Source organism: Roseibium algae (assembly GCF_037783265.1).
Lineage (GTDB): Bacteria > Pseudomonadota > Alphaproteobacteria > Rhizobiales > Stappiaceae > Roseibium > Roseibium algae.
Genome location: NZ_JBAKIA010000001.1, coordinates 618361 through 637120, shown reverse-complemented (window position 1 = coordinate 637120; position 18760 = coordinate 618361). Strand labels below are relative to the sequence as shown.

General features: G+C 52.1%; 18 protein-coding genes and 1 tRNA gene. 14 read left to right on the top strand and 5 right to left on the bottom strand.

What is annotated here, in order from left to right; genetic code table 11:
- Positions 1-50: 50 nt before the first annotated feature.
- A tRNA-Glu gene (locus tag V6575_RS02890) sits at positions 51-125 on the top strand.
- Positions 126-228: 103 nt separating this feature from the next.
- Here the strand turns inward: V6575_RS02890 and V6575_RS02885 are convergent.
- The 3 genes from V6575_RS02885 to V6575_RS02875 form a co-directional block, all read right to left on the bottom strand.
- Positions 229-1002, bottom strand: coding sequence for a DeoR/GlpR family DNA-binding transcription regulator (locus V6575_RS02885; protein ID WP_340272525.1), 774 nt, complete (start codon positions 1000-1002; stop codon positions 229-231).
- A 120-nt stretch (positions 1003-1122) separates the two neighbouring features.
- Positions 1123-2442: a coiled-coil domain-containing protein gene (locus V6575_RS02880; protein WP_340272524.1), complete on the bottom strand. Its 1320-nt coding sequence runs from the start codon at positions 2440-2442 to the stop codon at positions 1123-1125.
- 109 nt (positions 2443-2551) lie between these two features.
- Positions 2552-3151 carry a DUF1134 domain-containing protein gene (locus tag V6575_RS02875; protein WP_340272522.1) on the bottom strand — a complete coding sequence of 200 codons (600 nt, stop codon included), beginning with the start codon at positions 3149-3151 and terminating at the stop codon, positions 2552-2554.
- Positions 3152-3221: 70 nt separating this feature from the next.
- Here V6575_RS02875 and V6575_RS02870 point away from each other — a divergent pair, with 70 nt between their 5' ends.
- From V6575_RS02870 to V6575_RS02835, 8 genes are all read left to right on the top strand, one after another.
- Positions 3222-3758 (top strand): YHS domain-containing (seleno)protein, encoded by a 537-nt coding sequence (locus V6575_RS02870; RefSeq protein ID WP_340272521.1) that lies wholly within the window; start codon positions 3222-3224, stop codon positions 3756-3758.
- 101 nt (positions 3759-3859) lie between these two features.
- Entirely contained in the window at positions 3860-4504 is a 645-nt protein-coding gene (gene chpT / locus V6575_RS02865; RefSeq protein WP_340272520.1) for a histidine phosphotransferase ChpT, read from the top strand.
- Positions 4505-4638: 134 nt separating this feature from the next.
- Positions 4639-7380: a hybrid sensor histidine kinase/response regulator gene (locus V6575_RS02860; RefSeq protein ID WP_340272519.1), complete on the top strand. Its 2742-nt coding sequence runs from the start codon at positions 4639-4641 to the stop codon at positions 7378-7380.
- The gene (locus V6575_RS02855) at positions 7377-7859 is read left to right on the top strand and encodes a chemotaxis protein CheW (protein ID WP_340272518.1); all 483 of its coding nucleotides are present in this window, start codon (positions 7377-7379) and stop codon (positions 7857-7859) included. The genes V6575_RS02860 and V6575_RS02855 overlap by 4 nt, the downstream gene beginning before the upstream one ends.
- Before the next feature lie 43 nt (positions 7860-7902).
- The gene (locus V6575_RS02850) at positions 7903-8268 is read left to right on the top strand and encodes a response regulator (RefSeq protein WP_340272517.1); all 366 of its coding nucleotides are present in this window, start codon (positions 7903-7905) and stop codon (positions 8266-8268) included.
- A 19-nt stretch (positions 8269-8287) separates the two neighbouring features.
- Complete coding sequence (locus V6575_RS02845; protein WP_340272516.1) at positions 8288-9502, top strand: protein-glutamate methylesterase/protein-glutamine glutaminase; 1215 nt, start codon at positions 8288-8290, stop codon at positions 9500-9502.
- Positions 9499-10377, top strand: a complete 879-nt coding sequence (locus V6575_RS02840) for a CheR family methyltransferase (RefSeq protein ID WP_340272514.1) — start codon at positions 9499-9501, stop codon at positions 10375-10377. The genes V6575_RS02845 and V6575_RS02840 overlap by 4 nt, the downstream gene beginning before the upstream one ends.
- Positions 10378-10662: 285 nt before the next feature.
- Positions 10663-11634, top strand: coding sequence for an MBL fold metallo-hydrolase (locus V6575_RS02835; protein ID WP_340272513.1), 972 nt, complete (start codon positions 10663-10665; stop codon positions 11632-11634).
- A gap of 104 nt (positions 11635-11738) precedes the next feature.
- Here V6575_RS02835 and ctrA read toward each other — a convergent pair whose 3' ends face one another.
- On the bottom strand, positions 11739-12431 hold the full coding sequence (ctrA, locus tag V6575_RS02830) for a response regulator transcription factor CtrA (RefSeq protein ID WP_340272512.1): 693 nt from the start codon (positions 12429-12431) through the stop codon (positions 11739-11741).
- A gap of 373 nt (positions 12432-12804) precedes the next feature.
- On the opposite strand from ctrA, the gene fliI reads away from it, so the two are divergent.
- From fliI to V6575_RS02810, 4 genes are all read left to right on the top strand, one after another.
- Positions 12805-14130 carry a flagellar protein export ATPase FliI gene (fliI, locus tag V6575_RS02825; protein WP_340272511.1) on the top strand — a complete coding sequence of 442 codons (1326 nt, stop codon included), beginning with the start codon at positions 12805-12807 and terminating at the stop codon, positions 14128-14130.
- Between the two features lie 28 nt (positions 14131-14158).
- A complete protein-coding gene (gene fliJ, locus V6575_RS02820; RefSeq protein WP_340272718.1) occupies positions 14159-14566 on the top strand; it encodes a flagellar export protein FliJ in 408 nt (135 codons plus the stop codon).
- 148 nt (positions 14567-14714) lie between these two features.
- The gene (locus V6575_RS02815; RefSeq protein ID WP_340272510.1) at positions 14715-15155 is read left to right on the top strand and encodes a DsrE family protein; all 441 of its coding nucleotides are present in this window, start codon (positions 14715-14717) and stop codon (positions 15153-15155) included.
- Between the two features lie 132 nt (positions 15156-15287).
- Complete coding sequence (locus V6575_RS02810; RefSeq protein ID WP_340272509.1) at positions 15288-15749, top strand: paraquat-inducible protein A; 462 nt, start codon at positions 15288-15290, stop codon at positions 15747-15749.
- A gap of 20 nt (positions 15750-15769) precedes the next feature.
- Here V6575_RS02810 and V6575_RS02805 read toward each other — a convergent pair whose 3' ends face one another.
- Complete coding sequence (locus V6575_RS02805; protein WP_340272507.1) at positions 15770-17014, bottom strand: DUF2336 domain-containing protein; 1245 nt, start codon at positions 17012-17014, stop codon at positions 15770-15772.
- A 124-nt stretch (positions 17015-17138) separates the two neighbouring features.
- Between V6575_RS02805 and V6575_RS02800 the strand changes: the two genes are divergently transcribed.
- Positions 17139-18701, top strand: a complete 1563-nt coding sequence (locus tag V6575_RS02800; protein WP_340272506.1) for an aldehyde dehydrogenase (NADP(+)) — start codon at positions 17139-17141, stop codon at positions 18699-18701.
- The last annotated feature ends 59 nt before the right edge of the window (positions 18702-18760 follow it).

Here is an 18760-nt window from a genome sequence, read left to right as displayed (position 1 = left end):
GGTTTTATACGCGCAGTCCTCGGGTCGAGAAAATTACCTCGAACCAATGAGCGCCCATCGTCTAGCGGTTAGGACGTCGCCCTTTCACGGCGAAAACAGGGGTTCGATTCCCCTTGGGCGTACCATCTCCCCAAGTTTTCCTGAAATATAGAATTTAGCCAAGAACTGGCTTTGACCTTTTGTGCGTGATGAGGCTTTTTGTCTATTACAGCGTCAGCTGTATATTCATCAGCTGATGTCGTTTTTGTCAGTTTCAATCAGGCCAATGTCTTCGTCTTTTGTGATTTGGCGGATTACATCTGAGGGGCATTTATCTGTCACAAAGGTGTTTACCTGAGACAGATGTCCCACCCGAACGGGAGCTGTGCGTTCGAATTTGGTGCTGTCTGCCACCAGGATTACATGACGAGCATTTTCCATGATTGTCTGGGTTACCCGAACTTCACGGTAGTCATAATCCAGAAGAGATCCGTCCGGGTCGATTGCCGAGGCTCCAACGATCGCAAAGTCCACCTTGAATTGGCGCATGAAGTCGACGGCGGCTTCGCCAACGATCCCGCCGTCTGCATGTCTCAAAACACCGCCAGCGATCACAACTTCAATTTGTGAGTAGCCGCGCATCAGGCTGGCCACATTGATGTTGTTGGTGATCACCATCAGGCCCCGGTGCTGCAGCAATGCCTGGGCGACGGCCTCTGTCGTGGTGCCGATGTTGATAAAAATTGATGCGTTGTCCGGTATGAGTTCAGCAACCTTGGTCGCAATGTCGGCTTTTTCCGTGCTTGAGATGATCCGGCGGGCTTCATAGCCCACGTTTTCGATCCCCGACGACAACAGGGCCCCACCATGGGTCCGGGCCAGGAGGCGCCGCTCACAGAGCTCATTCAGGTCCTTGCGTATTGTCTGGGGGCTGACTTCAAAACGCTTTGCGAGGTTATCCACCGTGACCCGGCCAGTCTGACGTGCGATCTCAAGAATGGCATTGTGTCTGGCGATCAGCATGTCGAGTAAATGGTCCCTGGCCGGTGGCTTGGTCGTTTCAGGTGTTGCTGCTGCATGCATCCCGGGGAGAGAACAAGCTTGGGGGTGATCTCATTTCAGTCATATCAATGAGCAGTCACCCTAGGCAACACCCTGCTTCTTGGGGCTGGATGTTTCTTGTTTTTTCGTCGAGGCACGTGAGGTTGTTGTTTTGGCTTCTGGTGTTGGTTTTATAGAAACCTCTGAGTCGGAGGGCTCCGTTTCCACCTTCTTTGCTTTTGCAGCTGCATTTGCCTTGCTGGAGCGCACGATGCGATTAACGAGAGCGCTGGCATTGTTGGCAGTCGGCAAGCTGGTCGGTGCTGACTTTGAAACACTTGCTTGAGGAAGCGTTTTAGTCGCTGCGGAGGATAATGTGTCTTGTGCACCGGAAATGGCTACTGGTGTAATGGCTGGCGCTTTGGAAGCTTTGCCCTTGTCATCTGACCGTTTTTTGCCGGGGTTTGCGATTTGGTCTGCCAGGGCAGTGAGTTCCGCTCGCGCATTCAGCAGCTCAGGCGCGGATCTCAGGTCTTTTCTAAGTTTGGAAACCTGCGCTTTTGAAAGAGCGAGAGCGCGCTCTCTATCATGTATTAAGGCCTCAAGACGTGCTTTCGCATTGTTCGTCGTCTTTAATTCCTGCTGAAGCTGAATAATGCGCTCATCTGTTGGAATGGCGGATTGATTCAGCGCTGCTGACAGGCGTGCAACTTCTGCTTCTGCTGAAATGCATTGTGCATCAGCGTCAATGAGCTCGCCTTCCAGACCTGAGATGATGGTGCGTAGCTCAGCTTCATTGGTTAGTAATAGTGGGTTGATTGGCCGGGGCAGCTTATCATCGGCGAGGGCCAATTTGCCTTTCAGTGTTGATATTTGAGATTCCAGGCCTGTTATCGTGGTTAGGGCCATGGTGTCTTCTGCTGGTGTCCACTTGGCAAAATCTGGCGTTGGGCTTTGTGGAGAGACTTTTTCAGCTTTTGCGGCAGCGAGTGCTTCTTCAGTTTGGGCCAATCGCGCGCGGGTGTGTTCCAGTTCTGTTGCGACCGCGTTGATTTGCGCTCTGCGACCGCCCGCTTTTTGCTCTGTTTGCTGAATCTGCTCCTTAAGGGCAGCTAGTTCCTGCGTATGTGCAGAGTTCTGAGCGATGAGTTCTGCAGTGAGTTTACCAGCCTCCAGGCGATAGAGAACGCTGTTCTCTCGTTCTTTTTCGACCGCACGCTCGACCTTTCTCAGGGCCAAGGCGTGGTTGGCTCGCTCAAAATCTTGCGAAGCGCGTACTTCAGCGTAACTGGCCGGGTTGACTGCCCTCATCGCGTCGCTGGTTAAACGCACTGCGCGTTTGTAGAACGCTGGGAAAATTGCCGCGGCCATCATAGTGGCGAGGAAAAACCCGAGTGCAATGTACATTGCCGCTTCGATCACGATCGGCCCCGTTACTGATTAAAAGAGATTAAAATCATCACATCATTAAACCTACGGGTCAATTTAGCCAATAAACTAACGCATTTTATCTTAATGCTGTTGGCAGGCCTCAGAAGGGGTTCCAGGTTGGCTTGTTGGTGAATTTCAAATACCCGACGTTGACGCCTAGCCGTGCTCCAACGCCCGCCTTAACGGGAACGACGATTATATTGTGGTTCGTCAGAACCGTCATACTGACACCACCGACAAGGTAAGCAGAACCGTTTACGCCTAGAAATCTATTGTACATTGCGTCAATCGACGGCAGATCATAGATCAGCATCATCACCCGCGCGCCATCGCCGCCAAAGTCCCATCCCAGGGAAGGGCCTTGCCAGAACATTTTGTGTGTTCCGGCGTTGCGTGTGAAAAGGTCTCCCTCGCCGTAACGGGCGCCTGCAACAAATGCTCCTGAGCCCTCTTCGCCCAGAATGTAGCCGTTTGGTTCGCCAAACTTACTGAACGCACGTTCGATGACAGAGGCCAATCCGCCAGATACAGACCCAAAGAATTGGTGACCGGCGGTGACAATTTCATCTTCGCCATAGGTTTTAGGCGGGATTACTGACCCTTGATCTGCTCTTCCTGGTGCTGTTGCAATTGAGAGGGCACCCAGGGCGAAAAATGCGATGAGCAGGGTCCGCGCGAAGTGTGTCGAAAACCGGTTCATCAAGTTATTCTCCTTTGTGCAGACTTTCCTGCAGTGCATGGCGATAAGCTGCATTGGTATAGAATGGCAAATGCCGACATGTGATTCGCTTTATCTGTCGGACGAACACGGACCCGAATCAATGATAAAGTGTAGGGCAAATGGGACGAGGATGTGGCTGTGCCTTTGGGTCGCTTGCTGCCTATGCTTTGTTTCCACTCATACTCTGGCACGCCCTGAAGTGTTTCTTCCCGACCCAATTGGCGGTTATGCCATCGGCGGGCACGACCCCGTCGCTTATTTCGTTGATGGAATACCGCGTCAAGGAAGCCGAAAATATGAGTTCTACTGGGGCGGGGTAGAATGGGTTTTTGTCAACGAGGGGAACTTCAAGGCTTTCAAGAGATCGCCAGAGATTTATGCGCCTTTGTTTGCCGGTTGCGGTGGGTACGCGCTTGCAGAAGGCTTTGCGACGGCGGGAAATCCCTTGATTTTTGCGATGGTGGACGGAAAGTTGGTTTTCTTCCATTCGGTCGTCAGTCGTTTCCTTTTTCTAGTGAATGGAAAGCAGTTGATGGCGGATGCGTTGATGCATCAGGACAGAGCAGGCTGTAAACCCACGTTTTGATTGAACGCGATGACTTGGCAGAGAAGTCTTCGATGTGTATCTCTATGGTTAATTAATCGAATCACCATGCCGCTTGGCGGCTTGAAGAGCTTTGACCCGCGATGACCGAACTCAAAGAACTTTCCTCTCTCGATTTGGCCGCCTTGGTCGCAAGTCGTGTTTGCCATGACATTATCAGTCCGGTAGGGGCGATAACCAATGGGCTGGAGGTTCTCGACGAGGAAGGCTCCGAGGACATGCGCGAGTTCGCAATGGACCTCATTCGCAAGAGCGCACGGCAAGCTTCTGCAAAGTTACAATTTGCCCGCCTTGCTTTTGGAGCTGCAGGTTCTGCGGGTGCGGAAATTGATCTGGGAGATGCTCAGGTCGTTGCAACTGGCTTTATGGAAAATGAAAAATCTGATCTGAATTGGCAGATCGGCCGGCATCTAATGCCGAAAAACTATGTGAAGTTGCTGTTGAATTTGATCCTTATTGCCAATCAATGCATACCGCGCGGCGGTGAAATTTCTGTTTCAATGGAAGGAGAGGCAAGTTCTCCTAGCTTCACATTGCTGGCTAAGGGCCTTAATCCGCGCATTCCTTTGGGTATGCAGGAGACATTGTCTGGCGAGGAGCCTGAGCGTGTAGATGGGCATTCTGTTCAACCTATCTATACAGTTCTTCTGTCGCGCGAATGCGGTATGGATCTAAAGATGATCAAAGAAGACGATACCGTTCGCATCGAGGCTTTAAAGGCTCTTTAGACTTACTTCTCAAAAGACTTTGCCTGCTTCAGCGTATCTTAACTGTTTCGGCTCAACCTGACTGACATGGACATAGTGATCCAGCCGCCTTTCTAAGGCGCGGAACCAGTAACCAAGTCGGGTGAGAGCAGGCAATGGACGACCTTCTCAGGGAATTTATTACAGAGACGAATGAAAGTCTCGATGTTGTTGATGTTGAGCTTGTTAAGTTCGAACAAGAACCGAACAATGCTACGATCTTGAACAATATTTTTCGCCTTGTTCATACGATCAAAGGCACTTGCGGCTTCTTGGGCCTTCCCCGACTTGAGGGAATTGCACACGCAGCGGAAACCCTTATGGGTAAGTTCCGCGATGGTGTGCCGGTCAACTCGGAAGCAGTATCGCTCATTCTGAATTCGATTGATCGAATTAAAGCTATTCTGGCTGAGCTGGAAGCTGCTGAAGGCGATGAACCTCAGGGAGATGACAGCGACCTTATCTCTGAACTTGAGCGGATGTCGAACAGCGCTGGCGCTCCTGCTGTTGAAGAAGAGGCTGCTGCGGACGACAACTTCACGCTGCCAGAACAGACCATGGATCGTGAGTTGCGTCCTGGGGAAGTTTCCCTCGATGATCTGGAGCGGGCGTTCCGCGAAACAGAGATCGAAGTTGAAGTTGCCGAGCCTATCGAGGATGTGGTTGAAGCTCCCGCGCCCGTTGAAAAAGCTCCGGAGCCGGTGAAAGCGGTTGCGAAGCCTCCTGCGAAAAAAGAAGAAGCTGCAAAAGCTGATTCTACTGAAAAGAAGTCAGGCGGTCCGTCTGTTTCCAATCAGTCGATTCGTGTTGCGGTCGATACGCTTGAACACCTGATGACAATGGTTTCCGAACTGGTGCTGACACGCAATCAGCTCCTCGAGATCGTTCGTCGTCATGAAGATAGCGAATTCAAAGTTCCGCTTCAACGCCTGTCAAATGTGACGGCTGAGTTGCAAGAAGGCGTCATGGCGACGCGGATGCAGCCAATCGGGAATGCATGGCAGAAGTTGCCGCGGATTGTCCGCGACCTGAGCCAGGATCTGGATAAGCCGATCGAACTTGAAATGATCGGGGCGGAAACAGAATTGGATCGCCAGGTTCTTGAGATGATCAAGGATCCGTTGACCCACATGGTTCGGAATTCCGCCGATCATGGCCTGGAAATGCCAGCCGAACGTAAGGCTGCCGGCAAGCACGAAAAGGGCACTATTACCCTTGCTGCTTACCACGAAGGCGGTCACATCATCATCGAAGTGCGTGATGATGGTAAAGGCCTCGATGTTGAGAAGATCAAGTCCAAGGTGATCGAACGCGGCATTGCGACTGAAGCTGAAATTGAAAAGATGTCGGATGCTCAAATCCACAAGTACATCTTTGCTGCTGGCTTCTCGACCGCAGCCTCAGTTACCAGTGTGTCCGGCCGTGGTGTCGGTATGGATGTTGTCCGAAACAACATTGAGGTCATTGGCGGTACGGTAGATCTGCGCTCTACGCCTGGTAAGGGCAGCAGCTTTATCATCAAGATCCCGCTGACGCTTGCGATTGTCTCGACGCTCATTATTGAAGCTGCTGGGGATCGTTTTGCAATTCCTCAGCTGTCCGTTGTTGAGCTTGTGCGTGTTCAGACCAATTCCGAGCACCGGATCGAGCGGATCAAGGACACGCCTGTTCTGCGACTTCGCAACAAACTGTTGCCGCTTGTGCATATGTCTCAGTTGCTGGGTATCTACAAAGGCGAAGATGTCGCGAACGCAATCGATGACGAGAATGGCTTCATTGTTGTCATGCAGGTTGGTAGCCAAACGTTTGGTGTAGTTGTCGATGGTGTCTTCCATACGGAAGAAATCGTGGTCAAGCCGATGTCGACCATGCTTCGGAATCTCAACATGTTCTCCGGAAACACGATTCTAGGGGATGGATCTGTGATCATGATCATTGATCCGAACGGAGTTGCGAACGCCATGGCCAGCCATGCATCCAGCGCTGTTGCCGAGCAAGTTGTGGAAGAGGCGGAAGATCTGCATCGTCAGACGCAGAGCAGCCAGTCTACTATCTCTCTTCTTCTGTTCCGTTCAGGAGCGGCAGAGCCGAAGGCGGTTCCACTTTCCCTTGTTACGCGCCTCGAAGAGTTCGAGGTTTCGAAAATCGAACGCTCGAATGGTCGAGATCTTGTCCAGTACCGTGGCTCATTGATGCCGCTGGTCTACATCAACGATGGAGATCAACACAAACTCGAAGGCACTCAGCCCATGCTGGTGTTCTCCGACAGTGGCAGATCCATGGGTCTTGTGGTCGATGAAATCGTCGATATTGTTGAAGACCGCATGAACATCGAGGTGGGCTCTGAGCGTCCTGGTGTTCTGGGATCGGCAGTTGTCAAAGAGCGTGCAACTGAAATCATCGACCTTGGCTACTACTTGCCGCAGGCCTTTGAAGATTGGTTCATGCGTAAGGAAATGGACATCTCGTCACTCACCAAAAAGGTGCTGTTTGTCGACGATTCCTCCTTCTTCCGCAACATGCTGACGCCGGTTCTCAAAGCTGCTGGTTATGACGTGACCACATGCAACAGTCCGAAGCAGGCACTTGAATTGCTGGAAACAGGCGTGAAGTTCAACGCGGTTGTCAGCGATATCGAGATGCCGGAAATCAACGGCTTTGAATTCTGTGAAGCCCTGCGGCGTGATCCGCGTTTCCGGAACATGCCGATCCTGGCCTTGTCTGCGATGGTTACACCAGCCTCCATTGAACGTGGGCGCCAGGCCGGATTTGATGACTATGTCGCCAAGTTCGACCGCCCAGGTTTGATTGCGGCTCTTAAAGATGTGTTTTCTGGTGAAATGGAAGTTGCAGCATGACCATTCTCGATACAACTGCTTCAGCCGATAGCGATACAATCCAATACGTCACCATAGTGATCGGAGGCCAGTTGTTTGGCCTCCCGATTTCCCAAGTGCACGATGTTTTTGTTCCAGAAAGTGTCACCCGGGTGCCGCTTTCTGCGCCGGAAGTTGCTGGCGTTCTGAACTTGCGTGGACGGATTGTAACCGCAATTGACATGCGTCGACGTTTGCATTTGCCGCCTCAGGAAGGCGAACAGATGATGGCCGTCGGGATTGAGTACAAGCAAGAAAGTTACGGGCTGGTCATTGATGCTGTTGGGGAGGTTCTTAGCCTGCCGGGCAGCACAGCCGAGGCCAATCCATCCAACCTGGACAAACGCTGGGCCGAGATCTCCGGAGGTGTGCACAGGCTTGATGGAAGGCTGATGGTCATTCTCGACGTTGCTCGACTGCTTGGCTCATTGTTCACAGAGCCGCTTGTCGCAGCAGCTTGATTTTCGGCCGGGATTTCCCGGCCGTCCAGAGGAGACTAACGAGATGAAACAGTGTCTTGTCGTCGATGACTCAAGCGTAATCCGGAAAGTGGCCCGCCGCATTCTTGAAGACTTGAGCTTCAACATCACAGAAGCCGAAGATGGTCAGCAGGCCTTGGACGCATGTCGTAAAGAAATGCCCGATGCGATCCTTCTGGATTGGAATATGCCCGTCATGGACGGGCTTGAGTTCCTGACCAGCCTGCGCGCCGAAGAGGGTGGTGACAGCCCTATCGTGGTGTTCTGCACAACAGAAAACGATGTCGCACACATCGCTCGTGCAATCAGGGCAGGTGCAAACGAGTACATCATGAAACCCTTCGACCGTGACATCGTTGAAGCCAAGTTTCAGGAAGTTGGCCTCATCTAAATTGTGACTGGACCCTCTTATGGCCTTCGCGCAACAAAATATTACAACCGGGGCAAACCCGGGTACGGATCCCATCCGAGTCATGGTTGTTGACGATGCAGTCGTAATCCGAGGCCTTCTGACCCGTTGGTTGGATTCAGATCCCGGATTGACGGTTGTTGGTTCTCATCGGAACGGCAAGCTCGCAGTTGACGACGTCGAAAAGAGCAATCCAGATGTGGTTGTTCTTGATATCGAAATGCCAGAAATGGATGGCATGACTGCGTTGCCACTGATGCTGGCGAAAAAGCGTGACCTGATTGTTATCATGGCCTCCACGCTCACGCGTAGAAATGCTGAAATCAGTTTCAAGGCTTTATCTCTTGGCGCGTCAGACTACGTTCCGAAGCCCGAATCTACGTCTGAGATTACAACGTCTGTGGACTTCCGCAGAGAGTTGGTCGACAAGGTGAAAGCACTTGGGACCCGTGCACGAAGAATTCGTGGTCCAGTCAGAACAATGCGGGCGGAAACAAATGCAGGTCGTACGGCCTCGCAAGCACCAGCCGGTCGTCTTGACAGTGCTCGCGACTCCTTTCGCCGTACTGCGGGAGCCGCAGCCCCTGCTGTTGCTAAAAGCTCCTTCACGATACGTCCTTACGCCGCGGTTCGTCCTAGGATTCTGGCAATCGGGTCGTCTACGGGTGGTCCGCAGGCCCTGCAGCATGTGATGAAAGACATCGGAACAGCGATCAACGACGTTCCTGTGGTGATAACCCAACACATGCCACCGACGTTTACCGCCATTCTTGCTGAACACATTGGAAAGGCTGCAATGCGTCCTGCCAAGGAAGGCGAGGATGGTGATATATTGCAGCCGGGCCACATTTATGTGGCTCCTGGTGGCAAGCACATGATCCTTGAGAAAGATGGTGGTGCAGTCAAAGTGCGCCTTACCAACGGTGAACCAGTCAATTTCTGTAAGCCAGCAGTTGATCCTCTGTTTGACAGCGTTGCCAAGATTTACGGCTCTGCAACATTGGGGCTGATCCTGACCGGAATGGGTCATGATGGGGCTCAAGGTGTCAAGACGATCTCTGCGGGCGGTGGAAGCATCATTACCCAGGATGAAGCAACAAGCGTTGTCTGGGGTATGCCAGGTGCAGCCGCGAATACAGGGCAGTGCAGCGATGTGTTGCCATTGCAGGAAATTGGACCAAAAGTTGCTAGAGTATTGAAGGGGACTGCAAGATGACCCCAGTAGAATTCGACTTTTTGAAAAAGTTTCTACAGGATCGTTCCGGCCTCGTTTTGTCAAATGACAAACAGTATCTGGTTGAGAGCCGTTTGCTCCCAATCGCCCGGACAGCGAAATACGATACACTGAGTGTCCTGATTGGGCATGTGAAGCGAGGCGGTAACGCCAAGCTCGAGAACGAAGTGATTGAGGCAATGACGACGAATGAGTCGTTCTTCTTTCGCGACAAGACGCCGTTTGACCACTTCAATGACACGATGCTGCCTGCACTGCTTGAATCACGGGCGCGTACTCGGACGTTGAAGATCTGGTGTGCTGCAGCGTCTTCTGGCCAAGAGCCGTATTCATTGGGCATCTGCATCAAGGAAGCTGGAGCCAAGCTGACAGGCTGGCGCACTCGGATCCTTGGTACTGATCTTTCCAACGAGGTTCTTGAAAAAGCCAAAGCTGGAATCTACAGCCAGTTTGAAGTTCAGCGCGGACTGCCTATCCAGTTGCTGCTGAAATACTTCGATCAGACTGGCGATCTGTGGCAGATCACGCCTGAAATGCGGGCGATGATTGAGTGGAAAAAACTGAACCTGCTGGATAGTTTCTCTCATCTTGGCGAGTTCGACATTCTGTTTTGCCGTAACGTCTTGATCTACTTTGATCAGAAAACAAAATCAGAGATCCTGGATCGGTTGGCCAAAATGGTTCCCGATGACGGTTATCTGGTTCTGGGTGCTGCTGAGACAGTTGTCGGCTTGACGGATGCGTTCAAGCCTGTTGCTGGGAAACGTGGACTGTTTCAACGCAAGCAGAGCGTTTCCAGAGCCGCAACTTCTGCTGCTGCTCCTCGATTGGTTGCCAGTGGTACGTTGCGCCGCTGAGTTGATCTGTGGATTGAATATTTGGAAACGGCGGCCTCGGGTCGCCGTTTCTGTTTCTACTAAGCATTGCAGAAAGCTAAAATACGCCAAATTATGTTCACGTTGCCGTGACTTTTGGGCGTGATCACCTTTCCATTGAAATCAAATATGCCACTTTAATCTGCAGGCTGAACCAACAGTGAGGATGCAGTGGCATGTTTATGACCTCAAAATGCATTCATTGCTGGGGGAAAAGAGCTCAGCCAGTGAAATGGCCTGTTTCATAAAGGCCTATTGGAGGGTGACATGAGTGATACACAAGTTCAAATCTCGCGACGTACAGCATTGCTGGGAGCTGGTGGCGCTGCGGCTGGGGTTGTTCTGATGAACTCTGCGCCGAGCCTGGCAGCCGCTGACAAGCAAAGTGCTCTTCACAACCCGGTTGCGCGGTATGGGGTCGGTGAGTTTGAAGTGAACACGTTGATGGATGGAGCTGTGCCGGTTTCGGCCCCACAGAAGACATTCGGTATGAATGTTGCTGCGGAAGAGTTTGCAGCGGTCTCGTCCAATAATTTTATCTCGGCGGACAGCTTCAAGACGTTCTTTACACCGACATTGATCAACACAGGGTCTGAGTTGATCTTGTTTGACACTGGCGTTGGTGCAGGTGGACGCCCTGCGCGTGGTAATATGCGTGCGGCTGTCGAGAGCGCCGGGTACACGCCGGAGCAAGTTGACATCGTGGTTTTGACCCATATGCATCCAGATCACATAGGCGGGTTGTTTGAGGGCGCTGCCCCAGCTTTCCCAAATGCGCGCTATATAACTGGTGCCAAAGAGTATGATTTCTGGGCAAAGATGGACCCGGAGGCCAATGGTGTGACCAAACTGCTGGCTAAAAATGTGAAGCCTCTTGCTGAGAAGATGACATTCCTGAATGACGGTGGTGCTGTAACTTCAGGGATAACGGCTGTGGCGGCCGAAGGTCATACACCTGGCCACATGATTTATATGGTTGAGAATGGTGGCAAGCAGCTTCTCTTGGCTGCGGATACTGCGAACCACTATGTCTGGTCTCTGGCGAAGCCGGATTGGGAAGTGCGTTTCGATATGGATAAGGAAGCTGCGGCGGCAACACGCCGGAAGGTTCTGGGCATGTTGGCTGCCGACAAGACTCCCTTCATCGGTTATCATATGCCCTTTCCGGCTGTTGGCTTTGTCGAGGTTGACGGCGACGGGTTTCGCTATGTTGCAGAGAGCTATCAGCTCAGCCTCTAATTACCTGTCTGGGGTCAAAACTCAGCGGAAAACGAAAAAACCCTCGCTTTACAGCGAGGGTTTTAGGCAATCCAGAGAGGATCGGAACGTCGTATCAGATGCTTTTAAGCAGCTTGTTCGATTTCCGGTTCGCGCAGCACATAGCCACGGCCCCAAACTGTTTCGATGTAGTTTTTGCCGGATGTGGCTGCAGCAAGTTTCTTCCGCAGCTTACAGATGAAGACATCGATGATCTTCAGTTCCGGTTCGTCCATACCGCCATAAAGGTGGTTGAGGAACATTTCCTTGGTCAAGGTGGTCCCTTTGCGGAGCGATAGAAGCTCCAGCATCTGGTATTCCTTGCCTGTCAAATGAACACGCTGCCCGCCAACTTCAACGGTTTTAGTGTCCAGATTGACCTTCAAGTCGCCTGTGACGATGATCGACTGGGCGTGGCCCTTCGAACGACGTACAATTGCATGGATCCGAGCAACCAATTCGTCCTTATGGAACGGCTTGGTCATATAGTCGTCGGCGCCGAAGCCCAAACCGCGAACCTTGTCCTCAATGCCGGCATTGCCGGAAAGAATGAGGATTGGCGTCTTAACTTTCGAGACGCGCAAGGTGCGCAGAACCTCGTAACCCGACATATCGGGAAGGTTCAGATCCAGCATAATGATGTCGTAGTCGTATAGTTTGCCGAGGTCGATACCTTCCTCGCCAAGATCCGTCGTGTAGACGTTGAAGTTTTCAGACTTCAGCATGAGCTCTATGCTCTGTGCTGTCGCGCTGTCATCTTCAATCAACAATACACGCATGCCAATCCCCTTCTGTTGCCTTTTCTGGGCAAGTCGCAACGGCTGTGTCGGTGCCTGCTACGTAGGACTGCCTTTAACCCCGACTCATATTATGTGAGTTATGGTTAACAAATTCTGTTTCCTAGCAGCAAGCTCCAAGTGAAGGAATCTGTGAGAAACATGCAAGATATTGAGTCAACTGAAAAACTTCAGTTTCAATAGCCTTAATGTTTAACTTTAGGAAATCGGCGTAACCGACTCCTTTCAGATTCATTCTCTACAAAGCAACTGGACTTTGAAATGGCTCTCGCCTGTCAACGTTCCATTCACTAAGATTAACCAGATACGTAAACGATAGGTTACCAAAACCATTAACTCCTGAAAGGAATCCGCTTTGAAGTCACTTTTTGCCGAAATTGATTCGCTGATTGCGACAGAAATTTACGGACGTGTGGCCGCGGTTCAGGGGCTGCTGGTTGAAATTGCTGGGCCAATTCACGAAATGAGTGTTGGTTCGAGGCTCCTGATAGATAGTGGTGAAGACAATCCTAAGGTCCCGGCGGAAGTTGTGGGTTTCAGGGATAACCATGCCTTGTGCATGCCATTTTCCGGACTTGAAGGGGTTCGGATGGGCTGTAAGGCCGTCATCAGTGCCCGTGACAGTGTTGTTCATCCTGAAAATGGCTGGCTTGGTCGGGTCGTGAACGCCATGGGCGAACCGATTGACGGCAAGGGTGATTTGCCGCGCGGCGAGGTTCCCAGGAAATTACGCAGTGCACCGCCTCCGGCATCCGAGCGAGCTCGTGTTGGTCCGGCGATTGATCTGGGAGTGCGGGCTCTCAATACTTTTGTGACCTGTTGCGAAGGTCAACGCATGGGCATTTTTGCCGGATCCGGCGTGGGTAAGTCTGTGCTGATGTCGATGTTGGCGCGCAATACGGACTGTGATGTCTCGGTCATCGGCTTGATTGGTGAACGAGGTCGTGAAGTTCAGGAGTTTATCGAAGACGATTTGGGCGAAGAAGGCCTGGCACGGTCGGTTGTTGTTGTTGCGACTTCCGATGAAAGTGTGTTGATGCGTCGCCAGGCAGCTTACTTAACGATGACGGTTGCCGAACATTTTCGCGATGACGGGCAGAATGTTCTTTGCATGATGGATTCGATCACCCGGTTTGCGATGGCCCAGCGGGAAATCGGACTGTCGATTGGCGAACCTCCAACCTCAAAGGGTTACACGCCAACTGTCTTTACGGAATTACCACGTTTGCTCGAGCGAGCGGGGCCAGGGCGGGTCGGTGATGGCGCGATCACCGGATTGTTCACCGTGCTTGTCGAGGGAGATAATCACAACGAGCCGGTGGCGGATGCGGTTCGTGGTATTCTTGATGGCCATGTTGTTATGGAGCGCAGTATTGCGGAGCGCGGGCGTTATCCGGCAATCAATGTGCTTAAGTCGGTTTCTCGAACCATGCCGCGCTGTGTACCCGAGGCTGAGCTTCCTGTTTTGCGTAAGGCCAAACAGCTCTTGTCTACCTATACAGATATGGAAGAACTTATCCGTTTGGGGGCTTATCGACGTGGTTCTGATCCTGTCGTGGATGAAGCCATAGAGCGGTTTGAACCGATGGAATCGTTTTTGAACCAGGGAAAAGGCGAAGCAACGTCCCTGCAGGAGGGATATTCTCAACTTGCCAACCTTTTGGAAATGACTCCGCGCTAGGATAAGGCAGCTAGGGGAGTATTGAGTGATGAAAACCCGAGACAGTTTAATTCGTCTGAAGCGCTTTCAGGTCGATGACAAGCGCCGCCAATTGGCGCAAATCGAGACCATGATTGCCGAGTTTAACAGAATGGCCGATGAGCTTGATGAGCAAATTCGGAGCGAGCAGGAACGTGTCGGTATCAACGATGTAGGCCATTTCGCCTATCCGACGTTTGCCAAAGCGGCAGCGACACGACGTGATAATTTGAAGAATTCTGCCCACGAGCTTGATGATCAGCTTGAACGTGCGCATGATGAACTCAATGAAGCGATTGGTGAACTGAAGAAGTTTGAGCAGCTGGAAGAACGCGACCAGCAGCGCGAACGCTCTGCACAGGAAGTTGCTGAGCAGGATGAACTCGACGAAATTGCGGCTCGGGCACGGTCACGCTAAATTTTGACTTCCTAGCTTTCTGTTGCAGATTTAGTGTCAAAAAGGCCTGAAGCACACGATGCTTCAGGCCTTTTTACGCTTAAATTGTTTGACCTGAGCCCGGAATAAACGCGGTTTGCAATTGCCGCATACATTTGGAGGAATTTACATGACCCGGTTTTTAGCGGCACTTGCTCTCTTGGCTTTCGCGTTTTCTCCGATTTCGGTGATGGCAGCCGATGTGACGCACAAGGTGGCGATCCATGTCGATCAAAATGATCATCAGGTCATGAATATGGCTCTTAACAACGCGAAGAACATTGATTCCTACTACAACGCGAAAGGCGAGACAGTTGAGATCGAACTCGTCGCCTATGGGCCGGGCTTGATGATGCTAAGGGATGACAAGAGCCCGGTGAAAGATCGGATTTCGGCGATGAGCCTGGAGATCGACAACATCAGTTTCTCAGCTTGCGGCAACACACATCGGGCCATGAGCAAGAAGGAAGGCAAGGAGGTTGAACTTCTTGATGAAGCCACAATGGTACCCTCAGGTGCCGTGCGGTTGATTGAATTGCAAGAGCAAGGTTTCGCTTACATCCGGCCATGATTTTGGAGCTCTGTTTGGTATTGAGTTGCTGGAGAATTGTGAGAGTGTCTTCCTACGTGTGCAGGGAATTGTTATAGGCTGTGCGGCCAGTTACCGACGGTCTCTGCCGCTTAGGAAGGAAAATACCTGTTCATGCGCTTTGCAATTGCCCTGCTGCTTCCGGTCGCGACCTTTTCCTTTGCGCTTGGTTTAACGCTGCCACTAATGCGGTTTGAAAGGCTGTTCATTCTCGAAGACAGACCGTCTCTGATTGAAATGGTTGCAGCTCTCTGGAACGATCAGGAGCATGCTCTGGCATTTCTGATCGGTGCGTTCTCTATTGGGTTTCCAGCTTTGAAAATCATTCTGACACATGTGGCGGCCTTGTCGGGCCAGCATAGCCGCTCGTTGCACATGCTGAGCATGGTCAGCAAATGGTCGATGCTGGACGTGATGTTGGTGGCTCTGGTGTTGTTTGCTGCCAAGACCAGTGGGTTAGCAGCGGCCAGCGTGCTTCCAGGTTTGTGGTTCTACGCCGGGGCGGCCCTCAGCACTGCTCTTGCGGCTTACTTGTGTTTGCAACGGCAGCTCAAACCGAGTGTTCCTGCCAATTGAAGTGGCAGTTGAAATTGTTGCTAGATAGGCACGAGACGTCGTGGACCTTTTCTCTTCGGACGCTCTTTGCGTTTGGCGGCAAATGCGCCACCGTGAGATTTTCTGGTGGGCGTGTTGCTTGGCGTTGATGTCCCTATGAATGCATTGATCCATTTTCCCGCTTGGTCGCTGGAAAGCTGAAGCTGCTTGCATCTTGCCTTGGCAAGCAGAGAAAATGTGTCCAGAGACAGCTCTGCCTTTTTCGCCATCGTAATCACCTGGTCCATTTTGCCACTGAAGATAGCGTTGCGGGCTATTACTGATGGTGTTTGGGTTCGTTCTCCCAGCAGATCGGCCACATGGGCCAGTCGCTGGTCTTTCAGCATCAGCAGGACAAGTTCATTCAATGTGATGTTGTTGGCTTCAGCATAGGGCCAAAGTTGTTTTTGTTTGAGATGATCCAATTTTGCGCCGTGCGTCTTGCGCAAATCACGCAGGCGGTTGAGTTTTGCGAGATCTTCATCGGACATCGCGCTCTTAACCAGAACTTGCAACCGCTTGCGCGCCGCTCCGTCTGCATGGGGTAAAAGCATGCTGCAAATCTTCGGAGTGAGATCAGTCCTAAGGGAGAGATCTTCCTGCAGCACTGCATCTTGCATCGCATGACGTACAAGTGCCCTCAGGGCAAGGTCTGACAAATGTATCTCGCGGTTACCGGCGATGATGCGGTGAACATTTTTTGTACCCCGCCGGACAATCGTATTCGAAACCTGATGACCAAGATCGCTGCGCCTGGCGAGAACCTGTAAGTGTTCATCATCCATTTTTTCGGCAAGCTGTAGCAAGTCGTGCTGTCCGAATGTGGTGTAGGACTCCAGAACAGGCAGAGCGATGTTGATGCGGTCAGACGCAATATTCATCGCCAGTGCCACAGGAACCAGGGGTTCTGTGGCCACCTTGCGGGACATCTGAACCCGATCTTGATTGGGGGCACTTTTGTAGAGAATCAGAGAAATATCAGCGTAAACTTCAAGCTCGCTTTGGGGGCGGTTTTCGATGCCAGATATGATTGCATCGGTTAGGCCAAGCATCAGTTCGCCGCGTGCTTGCGCGGAACTATCTCTTGCTAAATTCAACAGCTGAGTGCGAATCAAGTGTCCCATAAATTCAAGTTTTAGATAAAATATCGTTATAATACAGTTATCAAGATTTGAGAAAATTTCCAGACAGTCGATGTTCAGCAGGGCCAAGCTTGCTGGATTACGGCTTGCATTTGAGTGTTCCACATGGAAAGCCCTTCATGCAGTACCCGCACTTGCCTGAAGGCGCGACGGGACTTTGTTCTGGACCTGGGCAATTGCCGGATATTCGTCGGGCGATGGACTAAATACAAGATTGGGAGTGATAGCGATGCTGAGCGGAAAGCATTTGATCGATGGTTTGTGGGTTGAAGGTGGCAGCACTTTCAAAACTGTTGCACCTGCGACAGGGCAGACACTGCAAAATGAAGTTTGCGACGCGGATGCTGCGACTGTAGCGAAGGCTGCAGAAGCTGCTGAGCGTGCGTTCCCGGCTTATAGCGCGACTACGACATCTCAGCGGGCTGCCTTCTTGCGTGCAATCGCTGATGAAATTGAAGCGCGCGGCGCAGATCTGACAGAGATCGCTGGCAAAGAAACGGCATTGCCGGACATGCGTTTGAATGGCGAGCGTGGCCGCACGACAGGCCAACTTCGGCTTTTCGCTGACTGGATCGAAGACGGAAGCTGTTTCGATGCGCGCATTGACCGTGCCATGCCTGAGCGCAAGCCTCTGCCGCGCTCTGATATTCGTCTTATACTGAAGCCGATTGGTCCAGTCGGCGTGTTCGGGGCGTCCAACTTCCCGTTGGCGTTTTCAACAGCTGGCGGCGATACGGCTTCTGCTCTGGCTGCCGGGTGTCCGGTCGTCGTGAAGGGGCATCCAGCTCATGCGGGAACGGCTGAGATCGTTGCTGATGCAATCCGCGTGGCAATCGAAAAGACGGGTATGCCAAGCGGAACTTTTGGTTTGGTTCAGGGCGCAAGTCAGGCGTCCGGCGCTGCTTTGGTAACGCACCCTTTGATCACGGCAATTGGCTTCACCGGCTCTCTGCGCGGTGGTCGTGCACTTTTCGACCTGGCAGCTTCTCGTCCGCAGCCGATCCCATTTTATGGTGAGCTGGGATCGATCAATCCTACGTTCCTGATGCCGGCAGCTCTTGCATCTCGTGGTACGGACATTGCCACTGGTTGGGCGCAGTCGCTCACAATGGGTGTTGGCCAGTTCTGCACCAACCCTGGTTTGGTTGTTGCTCTTGATGGGCCTGATCTTGATGGGTTCGTTGAAGGTGCCTGTCAGGCGCTGGGCAATGTTCCGGCCCAGACCATGCTGACACCGGGCATTGCGAAGGCTTATGGCGCTGCCATTGCCGAGCGTGAAGCTGCAGGTACAGCTGTGGTTAAGATGAAGGGCGTCTCGGACGGCGGTGACTGTGATGTCGCTCCTGCCGTCTTTGAAGTGTCTGCTGATGTCTGGTTGGCTAACCCTGTTCTTCACGATGAGGTGTTTGGTCCAGCGGCAGTTGTCGTTCGGTGCCCGGATGCGGCGGCTGTCGCCAAGGTTGCCGAAGCATTGGAAGGTCAGTTGACTGCGACCTTCATCATGGATGACAGCGATATGGATGCTGTTGTGCCGCTCTTGCCGATCGTCGAACGTAAGGCTGGTCGTCTCATCCGCAATAACTATCCGACGGGTGTGGAAGTCTGTCACGCGATGATGCATGGTGGTCCTTATCCGGCATCCACTGATGTTCGTTCAACGTCGGTCGGTACCAAGGCTATTGAGCGTTTCCTCAGGCCTGTGTCCTACCAGGACTTCTTGCCCGATATGCTGCCAAGTGCTCTGCAGGACGGCTCAGATGTTCCTTGCCTGGATAATGGCAAGCGGTCTTGATGATGCCGTTGGCATTCCAATGATGACCATTTGAATAAATTTAAAAAGGCGCAATTCGT

Bases quoted from the DNA above. Each gene is read 5' to 3' on its own strand.
- V6575_RS02885 (WP_340272525.1), bottom strand. From the start codon at position 1,002: ATGCTGATCGCCAGACACAATGCCATTCTTGAGATCGCACGTCAGACT.
- V6575_RS02875 (WP_340272522.1), bottom strand. From the start codon at position 3,151: ATGAACCGGTTTTCGACACACTTCGCGCGGACCCTGCTCATCGCATTT.
- V6575_RS02870 (WP_340272521.1), top strand. From the start codon at position 3,222: ATGCCGACATGTGATTCGCTTTATCTGTCGGACGAACACGGACCCGAA.
- chpT (WP_340272520.1), top strand. From the start codon at position 3,860: ATGACCGAACTCAAAGAACTTTCCTCTCTCGATTTGGCCGCCTTGGTC.
- V6575_RS02860 (WP_340272519.1), top strand. From the start codon at position 4,639: ATGGACGACCTTCTCAGGGAATTTATTACAGAGACGAATGAAAGTCTC.
- V6575_RS02855 (WP_340272518.1), top strand. From the start codon at position 7,377: ATGACCATTCTCGATACAACTGCTTCAGCCGATAGCGATACAATCCAA.
- V6575_RS02850 (WP_340272517.1), top strand. From the start codon at position 7,903: ATGAAACAGTGTCTTGTCGTCGATGACTCAAGCGTAATCCGGAAAGTG.
- V6575_RS02845 (WP_340272516.1), top strand. From the start codon at position 8,288: ATGGCCTTCGCGCAACAAAATATTACAACCGGGGCAAACCCGGGTACG.
- V6575_RS02840 (WP_340272514.1), top strand. From the start codon at position 9,499: ATGACCCCAGTAGAATTCGACTTTTTGAAAAAGTTTCTACAGGATCGT.
- V6575_RS02835 (WP_340272513.1), top strand. From the start codon at position 10,663: ATGAGTGATACACAAGTTCAAATCTCGCGACGTACAGCATTGCTGGGA.
- ctrA (WP_340272512.1), bottom strand. From the start codon at position 12,431: ATGCGTGTATTGTTGATTGAAGATGACAGCGCGACAGCACAGAGCATA.
- fliJ (WP_340272718.1), top strand. From the start codon at position 14,159: ATGAAAACCCGAGACAGTTTAATTCGTCTGAAGCGCTTTCAGGTCGAT.
- V6575_RS02815 (WP_340272510.1), top strand. From the start codon at position 14,715: ATGACCCGGTTTTTAGCGGCACTTGCTCTCTTGGCTTTCGCGTTTTCT.
- V6575_RS02810 (WP_340272509.1), top strand. From the start codon at position 15,288: ATGCGCTTTGCAATTGCCCTGCTGCTTCCGGTCGCGACCTTTTCCTTT.
- V6575_RS02800 (WP_340272506.1), top strand. From the start codon at position 17,139: ATGCTGAGCGGAAAGCATTTGATCGATGGTTTGTGGGTTGAAGGTGGC.